Source organism: Pseudomonas sp. WS 5071 (genome assembly GCF_012985765.1).
Taxonomy (GTDB): Bacteria; Pseudomonadota; Gammaproteobacteria; order Pseudomonadales; family Pseudomonadaceae; genus Aquipseudomonas; species Aquipseudomonas lundensis_A.
This window is the reverse complement of the sequence record NZ_JAAQWY010000003.1, coordinates 178,620-199,329: the sequence shown is the minus strand read 5'-3', so window position 1 is coordinate 199,329 and position 20,710 is coordinate 178,620. Positions and strand designations below refer to the sequence as shown.

Genomic DNA, 20,710 nt, shown 5'->3' with positions numbered 1-20,710 from the left:
TATTTTCGTCAGCAAGTTTGTCAGTCAATCGCCGTAACAGCCTGATGCCGATATATACTGCGCGCCATTCTTCAAGGGAGAGCCGTGTGGCCATCGATATTCACTGGATTCGCGACAACGATAGCCTCGGTCAACATTGCGCCCAATGGCAGCATTTGCCGTTCGTAGCCCTCGACACCGAATTCATGCGGGTCGACACCTTTTACCCGATTGCCGGTTTGATTCAGATCGGCGACGGGGAGCGCGCTTACCTGATTGACCCGTTGACCATCGACAACTGGCAGCCGCTGGCGGCCCTGCTGGAAAACCCGGCAGTGGTTAAAGTGTTGCACGCGTGCAGCGAGGACCTTGAGGTGCTGTTGCGCCTGACGGGCAGTTTACCTGCGCCCTTGTTTGACACCCAGTTGGCAGCCGCTTACCTGAACCTGGGCTTCTCAATGGGTTATTCGCGCCTGGTCAAGGAAGTGCTCGACCTGGACCTGCCCAAAGGCGAAACCCGTTCGGACTGGCTGCAACGCCCACTCTCCGAAACCCAGATCAGTTACGCCGCCGAAGATGCACAACATCTGGCGGAAGTGTATGTGTTGTTGCGTCCGCGCCTGCCCGATGAGAAGTACAACTGGGTGCTGGAAGACGGTGCTGAACTGGTGGCGAACTTGCGCCGCGAAGTGGACCCGAACGAGGTGTACCGCGAGGCCAAGCTGGCGTGGAAACTGTCCCGCGATCAGTTGGCGGTGTTGCGAGAAATCTGCGCCTGGCGTGAACGTGAAGCCCGCGTCCGCGACCTGCCGCGTAACCGGATCGTACGTGAACATGCGTTGTGGCCGTTGGCCAAAACTCAGCCCGACAATCTGGTGTCGTTGGCGCGCATTGAAGACATGCACCCGCGAACCGTGCGCCAGGACGGCGAATTTTTGCTCGGCCTGATCAAGCGTGCAGGCAGCCTGCCGCCGGAGCAGTGGCCACCTGCCGTACCCGAGCCGTTGCCGGTGGAGGCCGCTGCGTTGATCAAGCGCCTGCGGGCCGTGGGTCAGGTCTATGCCGAACAACTGAACATGGCGCCCGAGCTGATGCTGCGCAAGAAAACCCTGGAAGCGCTGGTCAAAAGCGGCTTCCCCAATGGGCCTTATCAATTGCCGGACTCACTGCGCGGATGGCGCCGTGAGCTGATGGGTCAGGCACTGCTCGACAGCCTGGCCACTGCTGGAGAACCGTCGTGAAACGTATTTGCTCTATTTACCGCAGCACCAAGCGCAACGAAATGTATTTGTACGTGCTCAAGGCCGATGCCCTGGAGCGCGTGCCGGAGCCTTTGATGGCGGCGTTTGGCAAAGCCATTCACGCGTTCGATCTGGTGCTGACCCCCGAGCGCAAGCTGTCGCGCGAAGACATCGCCGTGGTGTTGGAAAACCTTGAGAAACAGGGCTATCACCTGCAGATGCCACCGGCCGAAGACGAATACATCGAACACTTGCCCGAAGAGTTATTGCGTCGCAACGACCCGATGTAAAAGCCCGATTCGGGTACCCGGCAGCGGGCACCTGTCCTGAGTGGATTCAATTGCATTGGCGGTGCCTGAACTCGACGCGTTAACCCGCGACGGCGGCCGCTGGCAGCGTTTTAAAAAGGTTACGAGCATGCGCGTTCTGATTGCCGAACATGACCACCCCCTTTACACACGCCTGCTGCAACAGGCAGCGCCTGAACTGGACGTGTTGACCAGTGGCGATTCGGCGCAGCTGTCGCGTCTGGCGGCCGATTGCCCGGTATGGTTCGGCCAGCCTGATCTGCTGGCGACGCTGATGCGTCAAGGTCATCAACCGCAGTGGCTGCAATCGACCTGGGCCGGCATCACGCCGCTGTTGGCCGGCGGCTTGCAGCGTAACTACCGCCTGACCCGTGCCGTGGGCATTTTCGGGCAGGTGATGGCCGAATACGTCCTCACGTACATCCTCGGGCACGAGCGCGAAGTCATGGCGCGGCTGGTCAGTCAGGTGGAGCGCAAATGGGACAACCGCATGGGCCAGAGTCTGGTCGGGCGCAAGGTGCTGATCGTCGGCGCCGGAGACATTGGCCAGACCGTGGCGCAGTTTCTCCAACCGTTTGGCGTGGAGCTGTATGCCATCGCCCGTACGGCCCGTGAACAGGCGCCCTTCAAGGAGGTAGGTACGCTGGACGATTTGCCGCGCCTGGTTGGGGCGGTGGATTACGTGGTGAACCTGTTGCCCAACACGCCGGACACTCACGATCTGTACGATGCCGAGCTGTTTGCGCAATTCAACCCCACCGGGGTCTTCATCAACGCCGGGCGCGGCGTCGCCGTGGTGGACGCGGACCTGGTTGAAGCGTTGCGGGTTGGCCATATTGCAGCCGCCGTGATTGACGTTTGCCGGCAAGAGCCATTGCCCGCCAAGCATCCGTTCTGGACCGCTTGGGGCCTGTTGTTGACGGGTCACAGTTCGGCACCGACTTCACCGTCGTTGATGGTGCAACTGTTCGTCGACAATCTGCGTGCGTTTCAGGCGGGGCAGCCAATGCGTGGCGAAGTGGATTTCACGCGCGGCTATTAACAGTCTGTAGTGGCTGCCGGGCAGCGCGAGCGTTTAATTGTCAGGTCAAACGCTCGCGGTATGCGGCTGCCACAGCGCAATCGCTTATAGGTTGAAATCACCTTCAGCGACTAATTTGCTCAGCGGCTCACGCTGGCTGGGCACTTCCTTGGCTTGCAGGTAATCCACCAGCGTCGCTTTGTCACCCAGCTTGCCGATCGCCACCATGGCTTGCACGGCATAGCCTTCCGGGATTTTCAGTTCTTTATGGGCGCGCTCGTAATCGAGCCCGCTCATGCCGTGGGTGTGCCAGCCGCTCAAGTGGGCTTGCAAAGCCAGATGGCCCCAGGCTGCGCCGGTATCGAACGCGTTAGTGGGTGAAGGTTTCTCTTCGGTGGTGCCCGGTGCGGCGAAGGTGGTTTTCGACACAATCACCACCAGCGCGGCCGCGTGCTTGGCCCAACCCTGATTGAATTCCACCAGCAAGCTCAGGTAGCGATCAAACGTCGGCGTACCACGCAGCGCGAACAGAAAGCGCCACGGCTGCGAGTTGTAAGCCGAGGGCGCCCAGCGTGCGGCTTCGAAAAAGCTCATCAGGGTCGGTTTATCGATGGTTGCATCGGTAAAGGCGCGGGGTGACCAGCGTTGGGTGAATTGCTCATGAATGGCGTGATCGGCGATGCGGGTATTAGCAGTCATTCTCGATACCTGAGTTGATTTTCGCGGTTCAGCGTAGGCGCAAAGCTACTGTTATGCCATCGAGCTGACAAGTCTGACGACAAGCCCTTGGCCCGCGGGGCCTTGGGCACTAGACTGGCGGCCTTTTCCATTTCCCGATGTTGATGTTTGAGCCATGGCCGCAAAAGTTGAACCGTTCTGGATCCGCAAAACCCTCGATCAACTGGATCAGGAGGAATGGGAGTCGCTGTGCGATGGCTGCGGCCTGTGCTGCCTGCAAAAGCTCGAAGATGAAGACGACAACAGCGTCTACTACACGCGCATTGCCTGCAAATTGCTCGACCTGAAAACCTGTCAGTGCACTGACTACCCGAATCGACGTGATTCCGTTCCGGACTGCATTCAACTGTCGCCGGGCAAGGCAGAAGCGTTCAAATGGCTACCGCCCACCTGCGGCTACCGCCTGGTCAGCGAGCGCAAGGATTTGCCGTTGTGGCACCACTTGGTATGCGGTGATCCGGATGCGGTGCATCACGAGCGCATCTCGCAATCGGGACGCATGCTGGCCGAAGGCAGCGTGCCGGAAGAAGACTGGGAAGATCACCTGATTTTCCGCGCCGGTTAACGCCCGGAGCGGTCGCAAGGAGTGTGTATGCCGCTGCGTTACCAACTACCTCTGGGACTCCTGATTGCACTGCTCGGCAGCCCGTTGTGGGCTGCGCAAAAAGTCAATCTGGATTACCACGTGCGCCTGATGCCGCAGACCGGCCAGGCCGACGTGCGCCTGACGTTGGCTGAAGGCTCAGCCGTGCGCAGCCTGGATTTTGACCTTGGCGCCACCGGCAGCTACAGCGACTTCAAGGCCGATGGCGGCTGGCAGCTCACTGCTGACCCGCAACACAGCCGTGGCGTGTGGCATCCCGCGTCAGGCACCGCCAGTCTGAGTTACCGGGTTCGCCTCAATCACCCCTTCAAGAACGGCAGTTTCGACACCTATTCCACGGCCAAGTGGGCGTTGTTCCGTGGCGAGCAACTGGTGCCGCCTGCCAGCCTCGATCAGCAGGACGGTACCGAGCTGGTGTCGCGGCTGACGTTCGTCTTGCCCGACGGCTGGAAAAGTGTCGAAACAGCGTGGCCGCGTATCGGTAAAAACCGTTTCCGTATTGATGACGTGTCGCGTTTGTTTGATCGGCCAACCGGGTGGATGCTGGCGGGCACGCTGGGCAGCCGTCGCACCACGTTGGGCGAAACCGAGGTCACCGTTGCCGCGCCGCAAGGGCAAGGCATGCGGCGTATGGACGTTCTGACGCTGCTGACGTTCGTCTGGCCGCAGGTGCAAGCAGTGTTCCCGCGCAACCCGCCCAAGTTACTGATCGTGGGTGCGGGCAGCCCGATGTGGAAAGGCGCCAGCGCCGACCGCAACTCCATTTACCTGAGCAGCGCGTTGCCGATGGTCAGCGAGTCTGGCAGCAGCCCGTTGTTGCGCGAAGTGGTGCAACTGTTCAGTGGCATCCAGGTAGAGCCGGGCCATGACTGGATCAGCCAAGGGCTGAGCGAGTATTACGCCATTGAATTGATGCGCCGCGCAGGCGGGATGAGCGACGAGCGTTATCAGACGTTGCAGCACAAGCTCAATGCGACCGGCAAAGGCGTCACGCGGTTGCGCGGCGCGCAGGCCAATCCGGCGGCGGTGGCGCGAGCGGTGACGCTGTTGCAGGCGCTGGACCGCGAAATCCGTCTGCAAACCCATAGCAAGCGTTCGCTGGACGATGTGAGCCAAGCGTTGATGCGCATGGACAAGGTCAACACCCCGTCGTTTATCCAGCTGAGCGAAAGCGTGCTGGGCGGCGCATCCGAGGTGCTGGATACCCGGCTGCTGGAGTGAGGCTGGTGAACCGAGACAACCCTTCTTACAGCGTGCATGAGTTGTCCGTTGCGCAGCCAACTGTCCGAAAACTGACCGCTCTTGGGGCGCCACGACCGTCCTGTTTCGTATAGACCCTATCACTTCTCCTAGTACCTTAAGCCATTGCGTGCGTGTAGAACGTAGTCATCGGCTAATCATTTACGGATTTAAGTTACCCATTGACGCGCTCACTAACACTTCGGGCATTAGATGTGGCTGTCATAGCGCGGAACAAATGAGCCCGTGGTCTATTGAATTTCATCCCTCGCTTATTGTTAAGCGACGGGTTGACTCGCCGGTTTTTCATTGCGTTTCTTTACAGTTGTCCGGCCTTTAGCGGCGCGTAATTTTTCTCATAGGGCAGACGTCTGGACGTTTATGTCGTTGGGTGCGAGGCGTTAGTGAATATGCAGGATGTGGGTGGGGTCGTTAAGTCCTTGTGTTCACGTGGTAAATAAAATTAGAGGGTGCAGTGATGAGTAAATTAGAGTTGACTGACCTCGTAGACGCTTTGAAAGGTAAGTCCAGTACGAGCGGTTGGGATGCAATGGTGTTGTATGACCAGCGCAAGACAAATGAACTCCTCTATCAGTTGTATGTTGAGCGCTATAATTCAGAGGTTGGCATTATTGAGCCGGCGTCGATGGACATGCCCTGGGGAGATCAAGGTTACGTTGAGCATCTTTATAATTTAAAATTCAGTGCCCCCAAACTGTCTTTTGAAATATCCAAACCCGAAGATTCGCCACGCGCCCGTCTTACCCTGGACATGATCGGGGGTATGATTGTCAGTACGAACAAACGGTCGGGCGGCATTCGGTATGTTTCGCGAATTAACACCATCTTACCGGTTGGTGGGCCACAGTTATGGATGGACCAACTCATTACCAAGGGGGCGGTAGGTGAGGGCGGGGAGGTTATGATTGATCTGCAAAATACTGATAACTTCTACGCGAACTTTGTGGTGGGTGCGCTGGCGCAAGGTGCTATTGGAATGATGTTCAAAGAATACTTTGAAAACCTGAGCGACGAGCAAAAGCGCTTTCCCTTGGGTAATTTGACCGGGGATTTGAATGGTATTTTAACGCCTGTCAGTTTCGAGATTAAAACGCGTGCATCAGTACCTGATGCATTGAAGTATTCTCTCGAATACGGTGACGGCGCGGTCATGCTGCTCATAACGTTGAAAGATGGGGTAAATGGTACTACGTATCCAAGTGAATCGAGTACCTACTTGATTCCGAGTGACGGCGAGGGCGTTCAGTATACCGGCACTATGCTGCTGTCGAGTAAAGTCTTTATGTAGAAAATCATCAAGCCCGAACTGGAGCGCGCGATTGGCCGAGGACTGGTGTTGGCGCCTGACACTGTGGGCAGTGATGTCGCCAATACGTTAAAGGCAGAGGCGGGTGCAGGTGTAGATGAGCCTGTGGAGGCTCAGTTTCTCTATACAGGCCAGGACAGTCAAGGGAACCCTGCACAATTGTCGGCTAATATGCGTCTGCAGGACTTACCGTATACGTTCGCGCAGAATGATTTAAGTCGGCTGCGCATAAGTGTGGCCAGTGACGGAACACACTTGCGGGGGACGTGGGGCGCCAGCGGTGTACACCATTATGTGATCCATCATGGGAATCCCGACAAGGGAAAGGCTATCGACTTTGACTATAATTACAGCGTTGAATTCAGGTCTGAAATTCAGCTTGATGAGTTGACTGGCGTGGTCAGTTTTAGCAGAGCCAACGTTGAGGAGAGCAATATCGCGGTAAATCTTCTAAGTGATGGGGGAGATTATTGGAATAATAACGGAAAGGAGGAGAATGAAAAAACAATACACAGGTGTGTGCAAACGGTGCTTAATAGTGTTATTCCTGATTTTAAAATCCCATCGATAGATACGTTCTTCATTCGGAATTTGTTGTTTCCTAAACAGAATGCTATGCAGTTGACCCAGGCTTTTTTGCCGGGTGACCTTGCGCTTTTCAGTCATATCGACCCCCTTAGAACAACTGTCGCGATTGCCCCCTTGAACGCGATCATTGAAGCAGGCACTACGGTACAGTTTTCGGTGACGCCTGCTTTAGACAACCCTATCTGGACCGTGCGAGATGTGGACGATGAAGCTGATGAAGTCGGTACTATCGTTTCAGGGCTGTATCAGGCCCCTGCATATGCCGAACTTAACAACGGGTCCCTTACTGTCATGGTGACGGTCGAGGGCCAGCTGGGTGGGGTTTCTGTTAAAAATTCAACATTGGTTTCGGTCATGCACAGTGCTATTCAGGTCAGGGATATGTATTTAACCTGTGATACTGGAGAATCAAAGATTCTTCAGGCTTCATCGCTCAATAATGATGTCCTTGAATTTACTATTGTGAATTCAGCGTGGGGGTCCACGCTGGAGCAGGTCCCCGATGAGCCCAATCAACGTACCTATTATGCCGGTACTAAGATGGATCCTGACGTTCCTTACCCGGTAGATGTGATTGAGGTGAGTTCGGGTAGCACAAAAGCTTATATTCATATCGTTATCATGAAGGCGGGTATCATTCCATTAGCTGTTATTATAGATGGATCAAGTAATCCTGAGCAGGGGTATGTGAAATTTAACCTGTTTGGGAATGAAGGACCTATGGAAAATGTTAAGTGGACTCTATTGACGGGCGAGGGCGAGATTGATGAAGCGACTGGCGTCTACACTGAGCCCGCCACTATTCCTGTGGGCAGTTTTGCAGTGATAGCCGGCGTTTTTAAAATTGAAGGGCTTGTATTGTCTGGAACGACGGCGGTGCCCTTACCGCTGTCCAAGTATGTTGACATTATTGATTCAGTGAATACGTCTGTTCGGCGGTCGATTCCTAGTTTAAATGCCTAGAATATTCGACGTAAGTTCGTGGCTGCAAGGCGATGGGTTTCTTCAGTCGAGGCAGTGCGTACTTAGGGTCTTACGGCATTTGTTCGAGCGACGGTTAGGCAAGGCGAAAACAGGCGAGGAAGCGGAGTTTACGGGCTGTCAATGAGCATCCAAGCCTGTTTTCAATGTCGCTTAATCGAGCGCAGATACATGTCGTACAGAGCCGAGAGAGCGTTAGCATGCGCAACATATTACCCCGTCAGTAGATTCACTCGGTCCAATACACCTCTCGGTCGTCAGGCCGGGAAACTCCTTGAATAGCGTAAACCACTCAATAGTCATGTTAGTGCTCTTCGATCGGCCTTCCCTACCGGCGGGTCAATACAGGGTTTTTATCACTGATGTTACTGTCGCTGAGTCATTGGTTTTATACGGTTTTACTCAGGCAGTTGTGGTGATGTGCATGTTACAGCGTGTGCGGCGGGTGACGGTGTCAAGACGTTGAAGGACTTCGTACGGTCATTGCTTTCACGCAGTTAATGAGATTGGGGATTGCACGATGAGTAAGTTGCCATTGGCGGAGCTCATAGTAGCCATGCAAGGCAAGTCCTGTTCGAGTGGTTGGGACGCATTGGTGTTGTATGACCAGCGCAAGACAAACGAACTGCTCTATCAGTTGTATGTTGAACGCTATAATACGGGGGCTGGCATTATTGAACCGGCATCGATGGATATGCCATGGGGGATCAAGGTTATGTTGAGCATCTTTATAATTTAAAGTTCAGTGCCCCCAAACTGTCCTTTGAAATATCAAAGCCCGAGGATCCACCCCGAGTTCGCCTTACCCTGGACATGATCGGGGGCATGATTGTCACTACTCAAACCCTGGCGGGCGGCATTCGCTATGTTTCGCGAATTAGCACTATTTTGCCGGTTGGTGGGCCACAGTTATGGATGGACCAACTCATTACCAAGGGTGAGGTAGGTGAGGCAGGGGAAGTTGTGATTGATCTGCAATATGCTGATAACTTCAACGCGAACTTTGTGGTGGGTGCGCTGGCTCAACGTGAAATCGGAATGATGTTCAAAGCGTACGTTGGAAGCCTGAGCACCGAGCAAAAGCGCTTTCCCTTGGGCAATTTGATCGGGGATTTTAATGGTGTTTTGACGCCTGTCAGTTTCGAGATCAAAACGCGCGCATCAGTACCTGATGCATTGAAATATTCGCTCGAGTACGGTGACGGCGCGGTCATGTTGTTCATAACGTTGAAAGACGGGGTAAATGGTACTGCGTATCCAAGTGACTCGAGTATCTACTTGATTCCGAGCGGCAACAAGTGCGTTCAATATACCGCCACTCTGCTGCTGTCGAGTAAACTTTTTATGCAGAAACTCATCAAGCCTGAACTGGAGCGCGCGATTGGTCTGGGACTGGTGTTGGCCCCTGACGCTATCGGCAGTGATGTCGCCAATACGTTAAAGGCAGAGGCGGGTGCAGGTGTAGCTAATCCTGTGGAAGCTCCGTTTCTCTTCACAGGCCAGGACCATCAAGGGAACCCTGCACTGATGGCGGCTCGCATACGTCTCCAGGGCTTGGAATATTCGCTCGCGCACGATGATCTCAATAGGCTGCGCGTAAGTGTGGACAGTAAGGGAACACGCTTGCGTGTGACGTGGAGCACCAGCGGTATACACCAGTATGTGATCCATCATGGGAATCCCGATAAGGGAAAGGCTATCAACTTTGACTATAATTACAGCGTTGTGTTGAGGTCTGAAATTCAGCTTGATGAGTTGAGTGGCGTGGTCAGTTTTAGCAGAGCCAACGTTGAGGAGAGCAATGTCGCGGTAAATTTTCTAAGTGATGGGGGCGATTATTGGAACTACAATGGAAAGGAGGAGAACAAAAAAATAATTATCAGGGTTCTGAAAGGGCTACTGGATAATGTTATTTCTGGTTTCAAAATCCCATCGATAGATACGTTCTTTATTCGAAATTTGTTATTTCCTGGGCAAAATGCAATGCAGGTGACTCAGGCATTTTTGCCAGGGGACCTTGTTCTTTTCGGTGATATCACCCCCCTTAAAACAACGGTCGCAATAGCCCCCTTGAACACGACCATTGAAGCAGGGAGTCAGTTACAGTTTTCGGTTACGCCCCCATTGACCAATCCTGTCTGGACGGTACGAGATGTGGACGGTGAAACGGGTGAGATCGGTGAAATCCTTGAGGGTCTGTACCATGCGCCTGCTCACACACAACTTAAAAAAGATTCCCTGACTGTCATGGTCACCGTTCAGGGCACGCTGAAGGGTGTTCCTGTCATAAATTCGACGTTGGTTTCGGTCATGCACACGTCTATCCAGACCGACGATATTTATTTTACGTGTGAGCCCGGCAACACAAAGCTAATTCAGGGGGTAACGCTACGTGATGAAATGCTTTCGTTCCGAGTTGTGACGTCGTCTTGGGGGTCCACACTGGAAGAAGTCGAGGGTGAAATCAATCACCGTTTATATAGGGCTGGCACTCATATTGATCCTGAAGTTGCTTACCCAGTGGACATTATTGAATTGAGGGACTCTGTATCGGCCGTCTACATTTATAGCATTCTCGTGAAAACTGGACTCGCGTCCTTGCCTGTTGTCATAGATGAATCCAGTGATCCTGCGCAGGGGTGTGTAACGTTTCTCCTCTTGGGTAACGAAGGCCCCGTTGAATCTGTTAAATGGTCACTGTTGGCGGGTGTGGGGGATATTGATGAATGTACTGGCGTTTATACTGAGCCTGATACTATTCCTGTGGGTAGTTTGGCTGTTATATCCGGCGTCTTTGAAATACCAGGGGTTATTACGGTGTATGGCATTATGGCGGTGCCCTTACCGCTGTCCCGCTACGTCGAAATTATCGAATCGGTGAATAGGTCTATTCGGCTGTCGCGTCTTGATTAGGCTCTGTATGAAATGTATCTGCGCTCGATTATGCGGTGTTGAAAACAGGCTTGGAATGCTCATTTACAGCCCGTAAACTTCGTGTCCTCGCCTGTTTTCGCCTTGTCTAACCGTCGCTCGAAAACACGTCGTACTGACCCTGAGAGGCTTGCAACATTAGCGATACGTTCATCCCTGCAGGGCGACGTCATTCAGCCGACTCCAGCCCTCGTATAGAACACCAGACTTTTATTGAAGCTGACATTGACGCGATCTTTTACACCTTCTTTACGCCCCCGCATCCCCCTCGATCTCGATCCTTTACACCCCTGAACCCCACACTTTCCCCACACGCGGCAATCGCCGCTTTGGGGAGCACGTCGATGGGCATTCTGGATGGGGTGTCGCTGCTGTTGGCAGTGGGGCTGTTCGTTTATCTGCTGGTGGCGCTGTTGCGCGCTGATCGGAATTAGGAGCGGGTATGCACAGTTATGACTATGGGCTGTTGCTGGCCTTTTTCGCGTTGGTGTTGCTGCCTGCGCCCTGGCTGGGACGTTTTTATTACAAGGTCATGGAAGGTCAGCGCACGTGGTTGACGCCAGTGTTCGGGCCGGTCGAGAAGGTCTGTTACCGGGTGGCCGGGGTCGATCCGGGCGATGAGCAAAGCTGGCAGAAGTACACGCTGGCGTTGCTGGCGTTCAACCTCGCAGGCTTTGTGTTGCTGTTCGCGATTTTGCTGTTGCAGCAGTATTTGCCGCTCAACCCGCAGCAGTTGCCGGGGCAGGAGTGGACGCAGGCGTTCAACACCGCCGTGAGTTTTGTCACCAACACCAACTGGCAGAGCTACAGCGGCGAAGCGACACTCAGTTACTTCAGCCAGATGGCTGGCCTGACTGTGCAGAACTTCGTCAGTGCGGCCACCGGCCTGGCGGTATTGGTTGCCTTGTGCCGTGGTATTAGCCGTCGGTCGGCCCGTACGCTGGGCAATTTCTGGGTCGACATGACCCGCGCCACGCTCTACGGCTTGCTGCCGTTGTGCCTGGTGCTGGCGTTGCTGCTGGTGTGGCAGGGCGTGCCGCAAACCTTCGCGCACTATGTCAGTGCGGTGACGGTGCAGGGTGTGGATCAGGTCATCCCGCTCGGCCCGGCGGCGAGTCAAATTGCGATCAAGCAACTGGGCACCAATGGCGGTGGCTTTTTTGGGGTCAACTCGGCGCACCCGTTCGAGAACCCGACAGCCTGGAGCAACCTGTTTGAAGTGGCGTCAATCATCCTGATTCCCGTGGCGCTGGTGTTTATGTTTGGCCATTACGTCAAGGACCTGCGCCAAAGCCGGGCCATCATCGCCTGCATGCTGGCGTTGTTCCTGGTCGGCGGCGGCACGGCGTTGTATGCAGAGTCTCAACCCAACCCTGCGCTCAACAGCCCGTTGGTTGAACACAGCGCCCCGCTGGAAGGCAAGGAAGTGCGTTTTGGCACCACCGCTACGGTGCTGTGGACCGAGACTACCACCGCTGCGTCAAACGGTTCGGTTAATGGCATGCATGACAGCCTCAACCCCCTGAGCGGGATGGTGGCGCTGGCCAACATGATGGTGGGTGAAGTGATCTTCGGCGGGGTAGGCGCCGGTCTCTACGGCATGTTGCTCAACGTGCTGATTGCCGTGTTCCTGGCCGGTTTGATGATTGGCCGTACCCCCGAGTACTTGGGCAAAAAACTGCAAGCCAAAGAGGTGCAACTGCTGGTGGTCACGCTGCTGGTGATGCCGGTGGGCGTGCTGGTGCTCAGTGCGTTGGCGACCAGTGTGCCGAGTGCCGTTGCGTCGGTGAGCAACCCGGGTGCCCATGGTTTCAGTCAAGTGCTGTATGCCTTTACCTCGGCCAGTGCCAACAACGGTTCTGCGTTTGCCGGCCTAAATGCCAACACGCCGTTTTACAACCTGATGCTGGGGCTGGGGATGTTGATCGGCCGTTTCGGCTACATCCTGCCGGTACTGGCACTGGCCGGGAGTTTGGCGATGAAGAAAACCGCACCCGTAGGGCAGGACAGCTTCCCCACCCACGGCCCGCTGTTTGTGGTGCTGTTGACCATGACCATCGTGCTGGTGGGCGGTTTGACCTTCTTGCCGACACTGGCCCTTGGCCCTATCGCTGAACAACTGATTCCGGGCTTCTGAGGACACGATGATGAGCATGCCAGCTCCTGTTAAAACCCTGACGCCTGCGCCTGCCACTCAGGCGCCCGCGTCACCGAAAACCGCGTTTGCCGACCTGTGGCGTCCGGCGTTGTTGCAAGCGTTCGTCAAACTTGACCCGCGTCAGCTCAAGCGCTCGCCCGTGATGCTGGTGGTGGAATTGACGGCGATCTTCACCACGATTTTGTGCGTGCTGCCCGACCCTGTGGTGTCCACCGGCGTGGCGCTGCAAATCGCACTGTGGCTGTGGTTTACCGTGCTGTTTGCCAACTTCGCCGAAGCCCTGGCCGAGGGCCGGGGCAAGGCACGGGCCGACAGCCTGAAGGCGGGCAGTGTGGGTTTGAGTGCGCGCCGTCGCACCGCCAACGGCAGCTTTGAAGTGGTCCCGGCCACGCGCTTGCGCAAAGGCGATGTGGTGCGTGTTGAAGCCGGGGAGATGATCCCCGGTGACGGCGAAGTGATTGAAGGCATTGCTGCGGTCAACGAAGCAGCGATTACCGGCGAGTCCGCTCCGGTGATCCGCGAGTCGGGCGGTGACCGTTCGGCCGTCACGGGCAACACGCGGCTGGTGTCGGACTGGCTGTTGGTGCAGATCAGCGCCAACCCCGGGGAGTCGACGCTCGACCGCATGATCGCGCTGGTCGAAGGCGCCAAACGCCAGAAAACCCCCAACGAAGTGGCGCTGGATATTCTGCTGATCGGCCTGACCCTGATTTTTTTGATCGTGGTCGTGACCTTGCAACCTTTCGCCTATTTTGCGGGGGGCAGCCTGCCGTTGGTGTTTCTGGTCGCGCTGTTGGTGACATTGATCCCGACCACCATCGGCGGCTTGCTGTCGGCCATCGGCATTGCCGGCATGGACCGGCTGGTACGCCTGAATGTGATTGCCAAGTCAGGCCGCGCGGTGGAAGCCGCGGGTGACGTGCATGTGCTGATGCTGGATAAGACCGGCACCATCACCTTTGGTAACCGTCGCTGCACCGCGCTGTACGCGGCGCCCGGCGTGACTGCGATGGAGGTGGCGCAGGGCGCGCTGTTGGCGTCGCTGGCCGACGACACGGCCGAGGGCAAGTCGATTGTCGAGTTCATCCGTGGGCTGCACGCACTGCCCGAGCCCGAGGCGCATGACATCACAGCGGTGCCGTTTACGGCTGAAACGCGGCTGTCAGGTGTCGATTACAACATGCGCGTGTACCGCAAGGGCGCCGTGGATTCGGTACTGGCCTTTGTCGGCCTCAAACGTGACGACGTCGCACCGGCCTTGTCCCGTGAAATCGACAAAATTGCCCAAAGCGGCGGCACCCCGTTGCTGGTGTGCGTGCAAGGCAAGCTGCTGGGCGTGATTCACCTCAAGGACGTGGTCAAGCCGGGCATCCGCGAGCGGTTTGCCGAACTGCGCAAACTGGGGATTCGCACGGTCATGGTGACCGGTGACAACCCGCTGACCGCCGCAGCAATCGCGGCCGAGGCGGGGGTCGATGATGTGTTGGCAGAAGCCACACCGGAAAAAAAGCTGGCGCGCATCCGCCAGGAACAGAACGACGGCCGTCTGGTGGCGATGTGCGGCGACGGCGCCAACGATGCGCCAGCGCTGGCGCAGGCCGACGTGGGCATGGCGATGAACGACGGCACCCAGGCGGCCCGCGAAGCCGCCAACATGGTCGACCTCGACAGCGACCCCACCAAGTTGCTGGATGTGGTGCAGATCGGTAAAGAGCTGCTGGTGACCCGGGGCGCGCTGACCACGTTCTCAATTGCCAACGACGTGGCCAAGTATTTCGCCATCTTGCCTGCGCTGTTTGCCACGATCTACCCGCAACTGGGCGTGCTCAACGTGATGCACCTCAATAGCCCGCAGAGCGCCATTCTTTCAGCGATCGTGTTTAACGCGCTGATTATCGTGGTGCTGATCCCGTTGGCCTTGCGCGGCGTGCGGGTGCAGGCGGCGAGCGCTGCGCAACTGCTGCGTCGCAACCTGCTGATTTACGGTCTTGGAGGGCTGGTGGTGCCGTTTGTGGGCATCAAGCTGATCGACATGCTGCTCACGGCGCTGCACCTGGTTTAACCCGAGGAGGAACGCAACATGGCTACTCTTTTACGTCCAGCCCTGAGCCTGATGGTGTTGTTGACGGCGATTACCGGGGTGATTTACCCGCTGACCGTGACCGGGATTGCGCAACTGGCATTTCCCGACCAGGCCAATGGCAGTCTGGTGCGCGATGCGGATGGCAGCGTGCGCGGTTCGCAGTTGATCGCCCAAGCCTTCACCGGCGAACAATGGTTTCATTCACGTCCCTCGGCCGGGGCGTATGCCACGGTGTCGAGCGCGGCCAGCAACCTGGCGCCGAGCAACCCGGCGCTGGCGGCGCGGGTCAAGGACAGTGCCGCCGAATGGGCCGTGCCCGAACAGGGGCCAGTGCCGCTGGCGATGCTCACCACGTCGGCCAGCGGGCTGGATCCGCACTTGCCACCTGAGGCAATACGCTATCAACTGCCACGTGTGGCCGCGGCCCGTGGCCTGCCGGTGCAAACGGTGGAGCAACTGCTCGAGGCACATATCGAGCAGCCGTGGGTAGGGCCGCCGGTGGTGAACGTGCTGAACCTGAACCGGGCACTGGCGCAGCTCAAACCCTGAGTCACCTGCCCCCGCAGTCGCTGCCGCCTGTTGCGGCAACGGCTGCGTTGCTCTCCATTTGAATAGGTAAAGACATGACAGATTCCGGTCGCGCCGATGCGTTGTTAGCTGATTTGCCTCGGGCCGGCCGTGGCCGGCTTAAGGTGTTTCTGGGCGCGGCCCCGGGTGTGGGCAAGACCTACGCCATGCTTCAGGCGGCACACACTCACGTGCGCCAAGGCGTCAGGGTGCTGGTCGGGGTGGTGGAAACCCATGGCCGCGCCGAAACCCAGGCGCTGCTCAACGGCCTGGCGCAACAGCCGCTGGTGCGCTCGCAGTACCGGGGCGTGCAGCTTGAAGAGATGGACCTGGATGGCCTGCTGGAGGCCCGGCCCGCGCTGGCACTGGTGGACGAGTTGGCCCACAGCAACGCGCCCGGTAGTCGTCATGCCAAGCGCTGGCAAGACGTGCAGGAGTTGCTGGCCGCCGGGATTGATGTCTACACCACAGTCAACGTCCAGCATCTGGAAAGCCTCAACGATCAAGTGCGCGGCATCACCGGCGTGCACGTGCGCGAAACCCTGCCGGACTGGATCGTGCAGGAGGCCTACGAACTGTTGCTGATCGACCTGCCGCCCCGCGAACTGTTGGAGCGGCTGCGCGATGGCAAGGTGTATGTGCCCGAGCAGGCCCGCGCGGCCATCGATGCCTTCTTCACCCAGACCAACCTCAATGCCCTGCGCGAATTGGCGATGCAGACCGCGGCGGTGTACGTCGATGATGAACTGGACAAAGGGTATCGTCAGCTCGGTCAGGCTGCCCCGGCGTTGCGCGGGCGCCTGCTGGTGGGCATTGATGGGGATGCTCAGGCAGAGCGGCTGGTGCGTCACGCCAGCCGGGTGGCCGAGCGGCGACATTTGCCGTGGAGTCTGGTGCATGTCGACAACGGGCGTGCACGTGACGAGCAGGCGCGTTTGCGCCTGCAAAGTGCGCAGCAATTGGCCGAACGTCTGGGGGGCGAAGTGGTGTTGCTGCGTGCCGCAGAAGTGGCGAAAACCCTGATTCAGCACGCCGCAGAGCGCCGCGCCAGTTTGCTGCTGGTGGGCCAGTCGCGGCCCAGTTGGCGCAGGAAAGTCTTCGGCGGCGGGCTGGCCTCGCGATTGTTGTGCGATGCCCACGGGCTGGAAATCAACGTGCTCGACAACGAGCAGGCGCCGGATGCCAGGCCGCGCCGGCACGTGGGGTCGCTGGTGTGGTTCGACTACGGTCTGGCGCTGTTGGCGACTGTACTGGCCAGTGCGTTGGCCTGGGGAGTGTCCAGTGTGCTGGCGCTGCCCAATATTTCGATGGTGTTTCTGGCGGCCGTGCTGCTGGTCGCGGTGCGCAGCAGCCTGGGGCCTGCGCTGGCGTGTGCGGCGATGTCCTTTTTGGCCTATGACTTTTTGTTCATTCCGCCGAATTTCTCGTTCAGTATCCAGCGCGAAGAAGACGTCCTGACGCTGGTATTTTTCCTGTTGATGGCTGCCCTGACCGGCAACCTCGCGGCCCGTCAGCGCCGTCAGTTGCAAGCGTTGCGCGAGACCCAGCAAGAAACCAGCGAACTGCTGGACCTGTCACGCAAATTGACGGCCGCCACTGACCGTAAAGCGGTGGTTAATGCCGCCGCCCAGCACCTGAGCGGCTGGAAAGAGCTCAACCTGTGCCTGCTCAATCGCGATGGCAGCGGCGGCTGGACGGTGGAAACCGGCGGGCCTTTGCAATTTAACGAAGCCGAGCGCGCCGCCGCCGATTGGGCCTGGAGCCACGAGCAACCGGCGGGCAAAGGCACGGGCACATTGCCGATGGGCCGTTGGTGGTGGTGGCCGCTGACCGTGGACGACGGCCCATTGGCCTTGCTGGGCGTGAGCCCGAAAGAAGGCCAAGCCTTGAGTGGTCAGCGGCGGCGCTTGCTGATGGCCCTCAGCCAGCCTTTGGCGCAAGCGCTGGCCCGCGCGCAACTGGCCCAAGACCTTGAAGCCGCACGCTTGCATGGTGAAACCGAACAATTGCGCAGCGCCTTGCTGGCCTCCGTGTCCCACGACCTGCGCACGCCCTTGACCACCATGCGCGGCAGCATTGATACGTTGCTCGCGCTGGGCGAGGCGATCCCGCTGGACGACCGCCGCGAGTTGCTGGAGGGCACCCGTGACGAGGCCGAGCGTCTGGATCGTTACATCCAGAACCTGCTGGACATGACCCGCCTGGGCCACGGCGCCTTGAAGCTGGCCCGCGACTGGGTGTCACCGGCCGACATTGTCGGCAGTGCGTTGAATCGGCTGCGGGCTGTGCTCGCGCCATTACAGGTACAGGTCGATGTGGCGCCGCAGTTGCCGCTGTTACATATCCACGCGGCGTTGATCGAGCAGGCGCTGATCAATGTGCTGGAAAACGCCGCGCGCTTCTCGCCGCCTCAGGGCGTACTGCAACTGGTGGCGGGGGCCAATCAACAGGAACTGTGGTTTGCCGTGAGCGATCAGGGCCCCGGTATCCCGGAAGAAGACCGGGCGAAGATTTTCGACATGTTTTACACCGCAGCCCGCGGCGACCGGGGCGGGCAAGGCACGGGGTTGGGGCTGGCGATCTGTCAGGGCATGGTCGGCGCCCACGGCGGGCGCATCAGTGTGGGCGAGGGCATCGAGGGGCGCGGCACCTGCATCACCCTGCATTTGCCGCTGCCTGAACAGCCTCAGCCTGAAGGGGAAGAGCCGCCCCGTGAACCCTGATATTCTTCGCGCCTCTTCGCACGGTGAACCCACGCCATGAGCCAACCCACAACTGTTCTGGTCATTGATGACGAACCGCAGATCCGCAAGTTTTTGCGTATCAGCCTGGTGTCTCAGGGGTACCAGGTGCTGGAAGCGGCCACGGGTGCCGAAGGCTTGAGCCTGGCCGCGCTGCAAAAACCGGATGTCCTGGTGCTGGATCTCGGTTTGCCGGACATGGACGGCCAGCAGGTGCTGCGCGAATTTCGCGAATGGTCGGGCGTGCCGGTACTGGTGCTGTCGGTGCGGGCCAGCGAAGCCCAAAAGGTCCAGGCGCTGGATGGCGGCGCCAATGATTACGTGACCAAACCGTTCGGGATTCAGGAGTTTTTGGCGCGCATCCGTGCGTTATTGCGCCAGATCCCCGTGGGTGAATTGCAACAATCGGCGGTCGAGGTCGGGCCACTGACCGTGGATCTGGCGTATCGCCGTGTGCTGCTCGAGGGTGCCGAAGTCGCCCTGACGCGCAAGGAATATGCGGTGCTGGCGCAGTTGGCGCGCCATTCGGGGCGGGTCATTACCCAGCAACAATTGCTTAAGGATATTTGGGGGCCGACCCATGTGGAGAACAGCCATTACCTGCGCATCGTGGTCGGTCATCTGCGACAAAAGCTGGCAGATGACCCGACCTGCCCGCGCTTTATCGTGACCGAACCGGGCGTGGGCTATCGTTTACTGGACGCTTAGTGGGCTTCACGCTCGTAGCGGTCCAGTGTGTCGCTGGCAATTTCGCGGCCTAAAGCGATCAGTTCGGGCGCTTTGTAAAACTCGAAAAAACGGCACACCCGCTTGGGCACGTTAATCAGGATGTCGGGCGGGTAACCGGCGATTTTGTATTGCGCCAGTGAGGTCTGCATGACTTCGAAACTCTGGTTGATCAAATCCAGCAGCGACGCCGGGCCGACGTTGTCGATGATGAACGAGCCCGAGGCTGACTTGGGCGCGCCTTCGTGGGTCGGCGCGGCGGCCGGTTGCTGACCGTCGGGCCGGGACGATTCGATCCAGGGATTGAGCGCGGCATCCGGGGCAGGCTTGAGCAGCTCTTGCTCCAGCTCCAGCAGGTCGTTTGCATGTTTAGTACGAAACGGCATGTGTGAGCCGAGGGAGTTCATCAGGTTGTCGAAACGGCTTTTAAACGCCGGGGCACGTTGAATGACGGGCAACTGGTAGCAGTTTTGGCTGGTGGAGTTCAGGTTGACGGCGATGATCAGGTCGCAATGGCTGGAGACCACCGGGACGATGGGCAGCGGGTTGAGCAGGCCGCCGTCTACCAGCATGCGATTGCCTTGCATCACCGGGGTAAACAGGCTGGGGATCGCCGCTGACGCCCGCATTGCCTGATGCAGGCAGCCTTCCTGAAACCAGATTTCCTGTTGGTGGGTCAGGTCCGTGGCCACTGCGGTGTAAGGGATGCGCAAGTCTTCGATGTTGATTTCACCGACGATGTTGCGGATTTGGCCGAACACTTTTTCGCCGCGAATGGCGCCCAGGCGAAAGCTCACGTCAACCAGCCGCAACACATCGAGATAATCCAGGCTTTGAATCCAGTCGCGGTACAGATCAAGCTTACCGGCCGCGTAAATGCCGCCTACCACGGCGCCCATCGAGCACCCGGCAATACAGGCGATGTCGTAGCCACGGCGTTCGAGTTCTTCAATGACACCAATGTGGGCATACCCGCGGGCGCCACCCGAGCCCAACACCAACGCAACGCGCTTTTTCATGAATCAATCCTTGGCGAGTAAGGTGCTAACAATGCAATGCCTTTTCCTGAATGGGCAAGCTAGTCTTGCAAAGAAGGCACGCTGGGGCAGGGCACTTTCTGCATGCTTTTGCGTCTTAGCCTCTGATTAACATTATTTGTTCGAGGATATGTCCATGAAAGCGCTGATCTGTGTGCCGTTGATGGCGTTGATGCTGGCCGGTTGTGCGGGCAAAACGGCCTACCGTGACAGTTGCGCGACGCAGCTGGATGCGGCCTGGCACGAGCTGGACCTGGCCAAGGCCGAAGGGTTTGCAGGCACTGTCAGTTACTCCAAGGCCCTGTCATTGCTGACCGGGGCTAAAACGCAACAGCAGTTCGAAGCGTTTGAAGGCTGCGCGAAAAAAGCCGAGAAAGCGCGTTTCTATATTCGTGAGTCGCGCGCAGGTCGTTAAGCCGGTGCGGGACGGGGAGGGGAAGG

Annotated in this window: 18 protein-coding genes; 16 read left to right on the top strand and 2 right to left on the bottom strand. The window is 57.9% G+C overall.

The genetic code is table 11. The annotated features are described in order from the left end of the window. Positions 1-86 precede the first annotated feature (86 nt). From rnd to HBN61_RS03080, 3 genes are all read left to right on the top strand, one after another. The gene (rnd, locus tag HBN61_RS03090; RefSeq protein ID WP_170046152.1) at positions 87-1,220 is read left to right on the top strand and encodes a ribonuclease D; all 1,134 of its coding nucleotides are present in this window, start codon (positions 87-89) and stop codon (positions 1,218-1,220) included. Further along, the gene (locus HBN61_RS03085) at positions 1,217-1,510 is read left to right on the top strand and encodes a YcgL domain-containing protein (RefSeq protein ID WP_047274112.1); all 294 of its coding nucleotides are present in this window, start codon (positions 1,217-1,219) and stop codon (positions 1,508-1,510) included. The genes rnd and HBN61_RS03085 overlap by 4 nt, the downstream gene beginning before the upstream one ends. A 127-nt stretch (positions 1,511-1,637) precedes the next feature. Then, positions 1,638-2,570, top strand: coding sequence for a D-2-hydroxyacid dehydrogenase (locus tag HBN61_RS03080; RefSeq protein WP_170046151.1), 933 nt, complete (start codon positions 1,638-1,640; stop codon positions 2,568-2,570). Between the two features lie 84 nt (positions 2,571-2,654). On the opposite strand, the gene HBN61_RS03075 is transcribed toward HBN61_RS03080, so the two are convergent. Next, the gene (locus tag HBN61_RS03075; RefSeq protein ID WP_170046150.1) at positions 2,655-3,248 is read right to left on the bottom strand and encodes a nitroreductase family protein; all 594 of its coding nucleotides are present in this window, start codon (positions 3,246-3,248) and stop codon (positions 2,655-2,657) included. 154 nt (positions 3,249-3,402) lie between these two features. Between HBN61_RS03075 and HBN61_RS03070 the strand changes: the two genes are divergently transcribed. From HBN61_RS03070 to HBN61_RS03015, 12 genes are all read left to right on the top strand, one after another. Then, positions 3,403-3,852 carry a YcgN family cysteine cluster protein gene (locus HBN61_RS03070; RefSeq protein WP_094994057.1) on the top strand — a complete coding sequence of 150 codons (450 nt, stop codon included), beginning with the start codon at positions 3,403-3,405 and terminating at the stop codon, positions 3,850-3,852. Positions 3,853-3,879: 27 nt separating this feature from the next. Continuing rightward, the gene (locus tag HBN61_RS03065) at positions 3,880-5,112 is read left to right on the top strand and encodes a hypothetical protein (protein WP_170046149.1); all 1,233 of its coding nucleotides are present in this window, start codon (positions 3,880-3,882) and stop codon (positions 5,110-5,112) included. Positions 5,113-5,608: 496 nt separating this feature from the next. Then, positions 5,609-6,439 carry a hypothetical protein gene (locus HBN61_RS03060; RefSeq protein ID WP_170046148.1) on the top strand — a complete coding sequence of 277 codons (831 nt, stop codon included), beginning with the start codon at positions 5,609-5,611 and terminating at the stop codon, positions 6,437-6,439. A 48-nt stretch (positions 6,440-6,487) separates the two neighbouring features. Further along, on the top strand, positions 6,488-8,008 hold the full coding sequence (locus HBN61_RS03055; RefSeq protein ID WP_170046147.1) for a hypothetical protein: 1,521 nt from the start codon (positions 6,488-6,490) through the stop codon (positions 8,006-8,008). Positions 8,009-8,546: 538 nt separating this feature from the next. Continuing rightward, on the top strand, positions 8,547-8,765 hold the full coding sequence (locus HBN61_RS03050) for a hypothetical protein (RefSeq protein WP_170046146.1): 219 nt from the start codon (positions 8,547-8,549) through the stop codon (positions 8,763-8,765). Continuing rightward, on the top strand, positions 8,726-10,939 hold the full coding sequence (locus HBN61_RS03045) for a hypothetical protein (RefSeq protein WP_170046145.1): 2,214 nt from the start codon (positions 8,726-8,728) through the stop codon (positions 10,937-10,939). The genes HBN61_RS03050 and HBN61_RS03045 overlap by 40 nt, the downstream gene beginning before the upstream one ends. 362 nt (positions 10,940-11,301) lie before the next feature. Beyond that, the gene (kdpF, locus tag HBN61_RS03040) at positions 11,302-11,391 is read left to right on the top strand and encodes a K(+)-transporting ATPase subunit F (protein ID WP_047274123.1); all 90 of its coding nucleotides are present in this window, start codon (positions 11,302-11,304) and stop codon (positions 11,389-11,391) included. 8 nt (positions 11,392-11,399) lie between these two features. Further along, on the top strand, positions 11,400-13,094 hold the full coding sequence (kdpA, locus tag HBN61_RS03035; RefSeq protein WP_170046144.1) for a potassium-transporting ATPase subunit KdpA: 1,695 nt from the start codon (positions 11,400-11,402) through the stop codon (positions 13,092-13,094). Positions 13,095-13,104: 10 nt separating this feature from the next. After that, complete coding sequence (kdpB, locus tag HBN61_RS03030; protein ID WP_170046143.1) at positions 13,105-15,177, top strand: potassium-transporting ATPase subunit KdpB; 2,073 nt, start codon at positions 13,105-13,107, stop codon at positions 15,175-15,177. A gap of 18 nt (positions 15,178-15,195) precedes the next feature. Further along, on the top strand, positions 15,196-15,747 hold the full coding sequence (gene kdpC, locus HBN61_RS03025; RefSeq protein WP_169965978.1) for a potassium-transporting ATPase subunit KdpC: 552 nt from the start codon (positions 15,196-15,198) through the stop codon (positions 15,745-15,747). A gap of 74 nt (positions 15,748-15,821) precedes the next feature. Further along, positions 15,822-18,488 (top strand): DUF4118 domain-containing protein, encoded by a 2,667-nt coding sequence (locus HBN61_RS03020; RefSeq protein WP_170046142.1) that lies wholly within the window; start codon positions 15,822-15,824, stop codon positions 18,486-18,488. Between the two features lie 36 nt (positions 18,489-18,524). Next, positions 18,525-19,214, top strand: coding sequence for a response regulator (locus HBN61_RS03015; RefSeq protein WP_170046141.1), 690 nt, complete (start codon positions 18,525-18,527; stop codon positions 19,212-19,214). On the opposite strand, the gene HBN61_RS03010 is transcribed toward HBN61_RS03015, so the two are convergent. Beyond that, positions 19,211-20,251 (bottom strand): patatin-like phospholipase family protein, encoded by a 1,041-nt coding sequence (locus HBN61_RS03010; protein WP_094994050.1) that lies wholly within the window; start codon positions 20,249-20,251, stop codon positions 19,211-19,213. The two genes, HBN61_RS03015 and HBN61_RS03010, sit on opposite strands and share 4 nt — an antisense overlap. Positions 20,252-20,405: 154 nt before the next feature. Between HBN61_RS03010 and HBN61_RS03005 the strand changes: the two genes are divergently transcribed. Next, entirely contained in the window at positions 20,406-20,684 is a 279-nt protein-coding gene (locus HBN61_RS03005) for a hypothetical protein (protein WP_170046140.1), read from the top strand. The last annotated feature ends 26 nt before the right edge of the window (positions 20,685-20,710 follow it).

What these genes read in the sequence shown, in the direction of transcription:
- HBN61_RS03080 (WP_170046151.1), top strand. Translation starts at nt 1,638, where the DNA reads ATGCGCGTTCTGATTGCCGAACATGACCACCCCCTTTACACACGCCTG.
- HBN61_RS03075 (WP_170046150.1), bottom strand. Translation starts at nt 3,248, where the DNA reads ATGACTGCTAATACCCGCATCGCCGATCACGCCATTCATGAGCAATTC.
- HBN61_RS03070 (WP_094994057.1), top strand. Translation starts at nt 3,403, where the DNA reads ATGGCCGCAAAAGTTGAACCGTTCTGGATCCGCAAAACCCTCGATCAA.
- HBN61_RS03065 (WP_170046149.1), top strand. Translation starts at nt 3,880, where the DNA reads ATGCCGCTGCGTTACCAACTACCTCTGGGACTCCTGATTGCACTGCTC.
- HBN61_RS03060 (WP_170046148.1), top strand. Translation starts at nt 5,609, where the DNA reads ATGAGTAAATTAGAGTTGACTGACCTCGTAGACGCTTTGAAAGGTAAG.
- HBN61_RS03050 (WP_170046146.1), top strand. Translation starts at nt 8,547, where the DNA reads ATGAGTAAGTTGCCATTGGCGGAGCTCATAGTAGCCATGCAAGGCAAG.
- HBN61_RS03045 (WP_170046145.1), top strand. Translation starts at nt 8,726, where the DNA reads ATGGGGGATCAAGGTTATGTTGAGCATCTTTATAATTTAAAGTTCAGT.
- kdpF (WP_047274123.1), top strand. Translation starts at nt 11,302, where the DNA reads ATGGGCATTCTGGATGGGGTGTCGCTGCTGTTGGCAGTGGGGCTGTTC.
- kdpA (WP_170046144.1), top strand. Translation starts at nt 11,400, where the DNA reads ATGCACAGTTATGACTATGGGCTGTTGCTGGCCTTTTTCGCGTTGGTG.
- kdpB (WP_170046143.1), top strand. Translation starts at nt 13,105, where the DNA reads ATGAGCATGCCAGCTCCTGTTAAAACCCTGACGCCTGCGCCTGCCACT.
- kdpC (WP_169965978.1), top strand. Translation starts at nt 15,196, where the DNA reads ATGGCTACTCTTTTACGTCCAGCCCTGAGCCTGATGGTGTTGTTGACG.
- HBN61_RS03020 (WP_170046142.1), top strand. Translation starts at nt 15,822, where the DNA reads ATGACAGATTCCGGTCGCGCCGATGCGTTGTTAGCTGATTTGCCTCGG.
- HBN61_RS03015 (WP_170046141.1), top strand. Translation starts at nt 18,525, where the DNA reads ATGAGCCAACCCACAACTGTTCTGGTCATTGATGACGAACCGCAGATC.
- HBN61_RS03010 (WP_094994050.1), bottom strand. Translation starts at nt 20,251, where the DNA reads ATGAAAAAGCGCGTTGCGTTGGTGTTGGGCTCGGGTGGCGCCCGCGGG.
- HBN61_RS03005 (WP_170046140.1), top strand. Translation starts at nt 20,406, where the DNA reads ATGAAAGCGCTGATCTGTGTGCCGTTGATGGCGTTGATGCTGGCCGGT.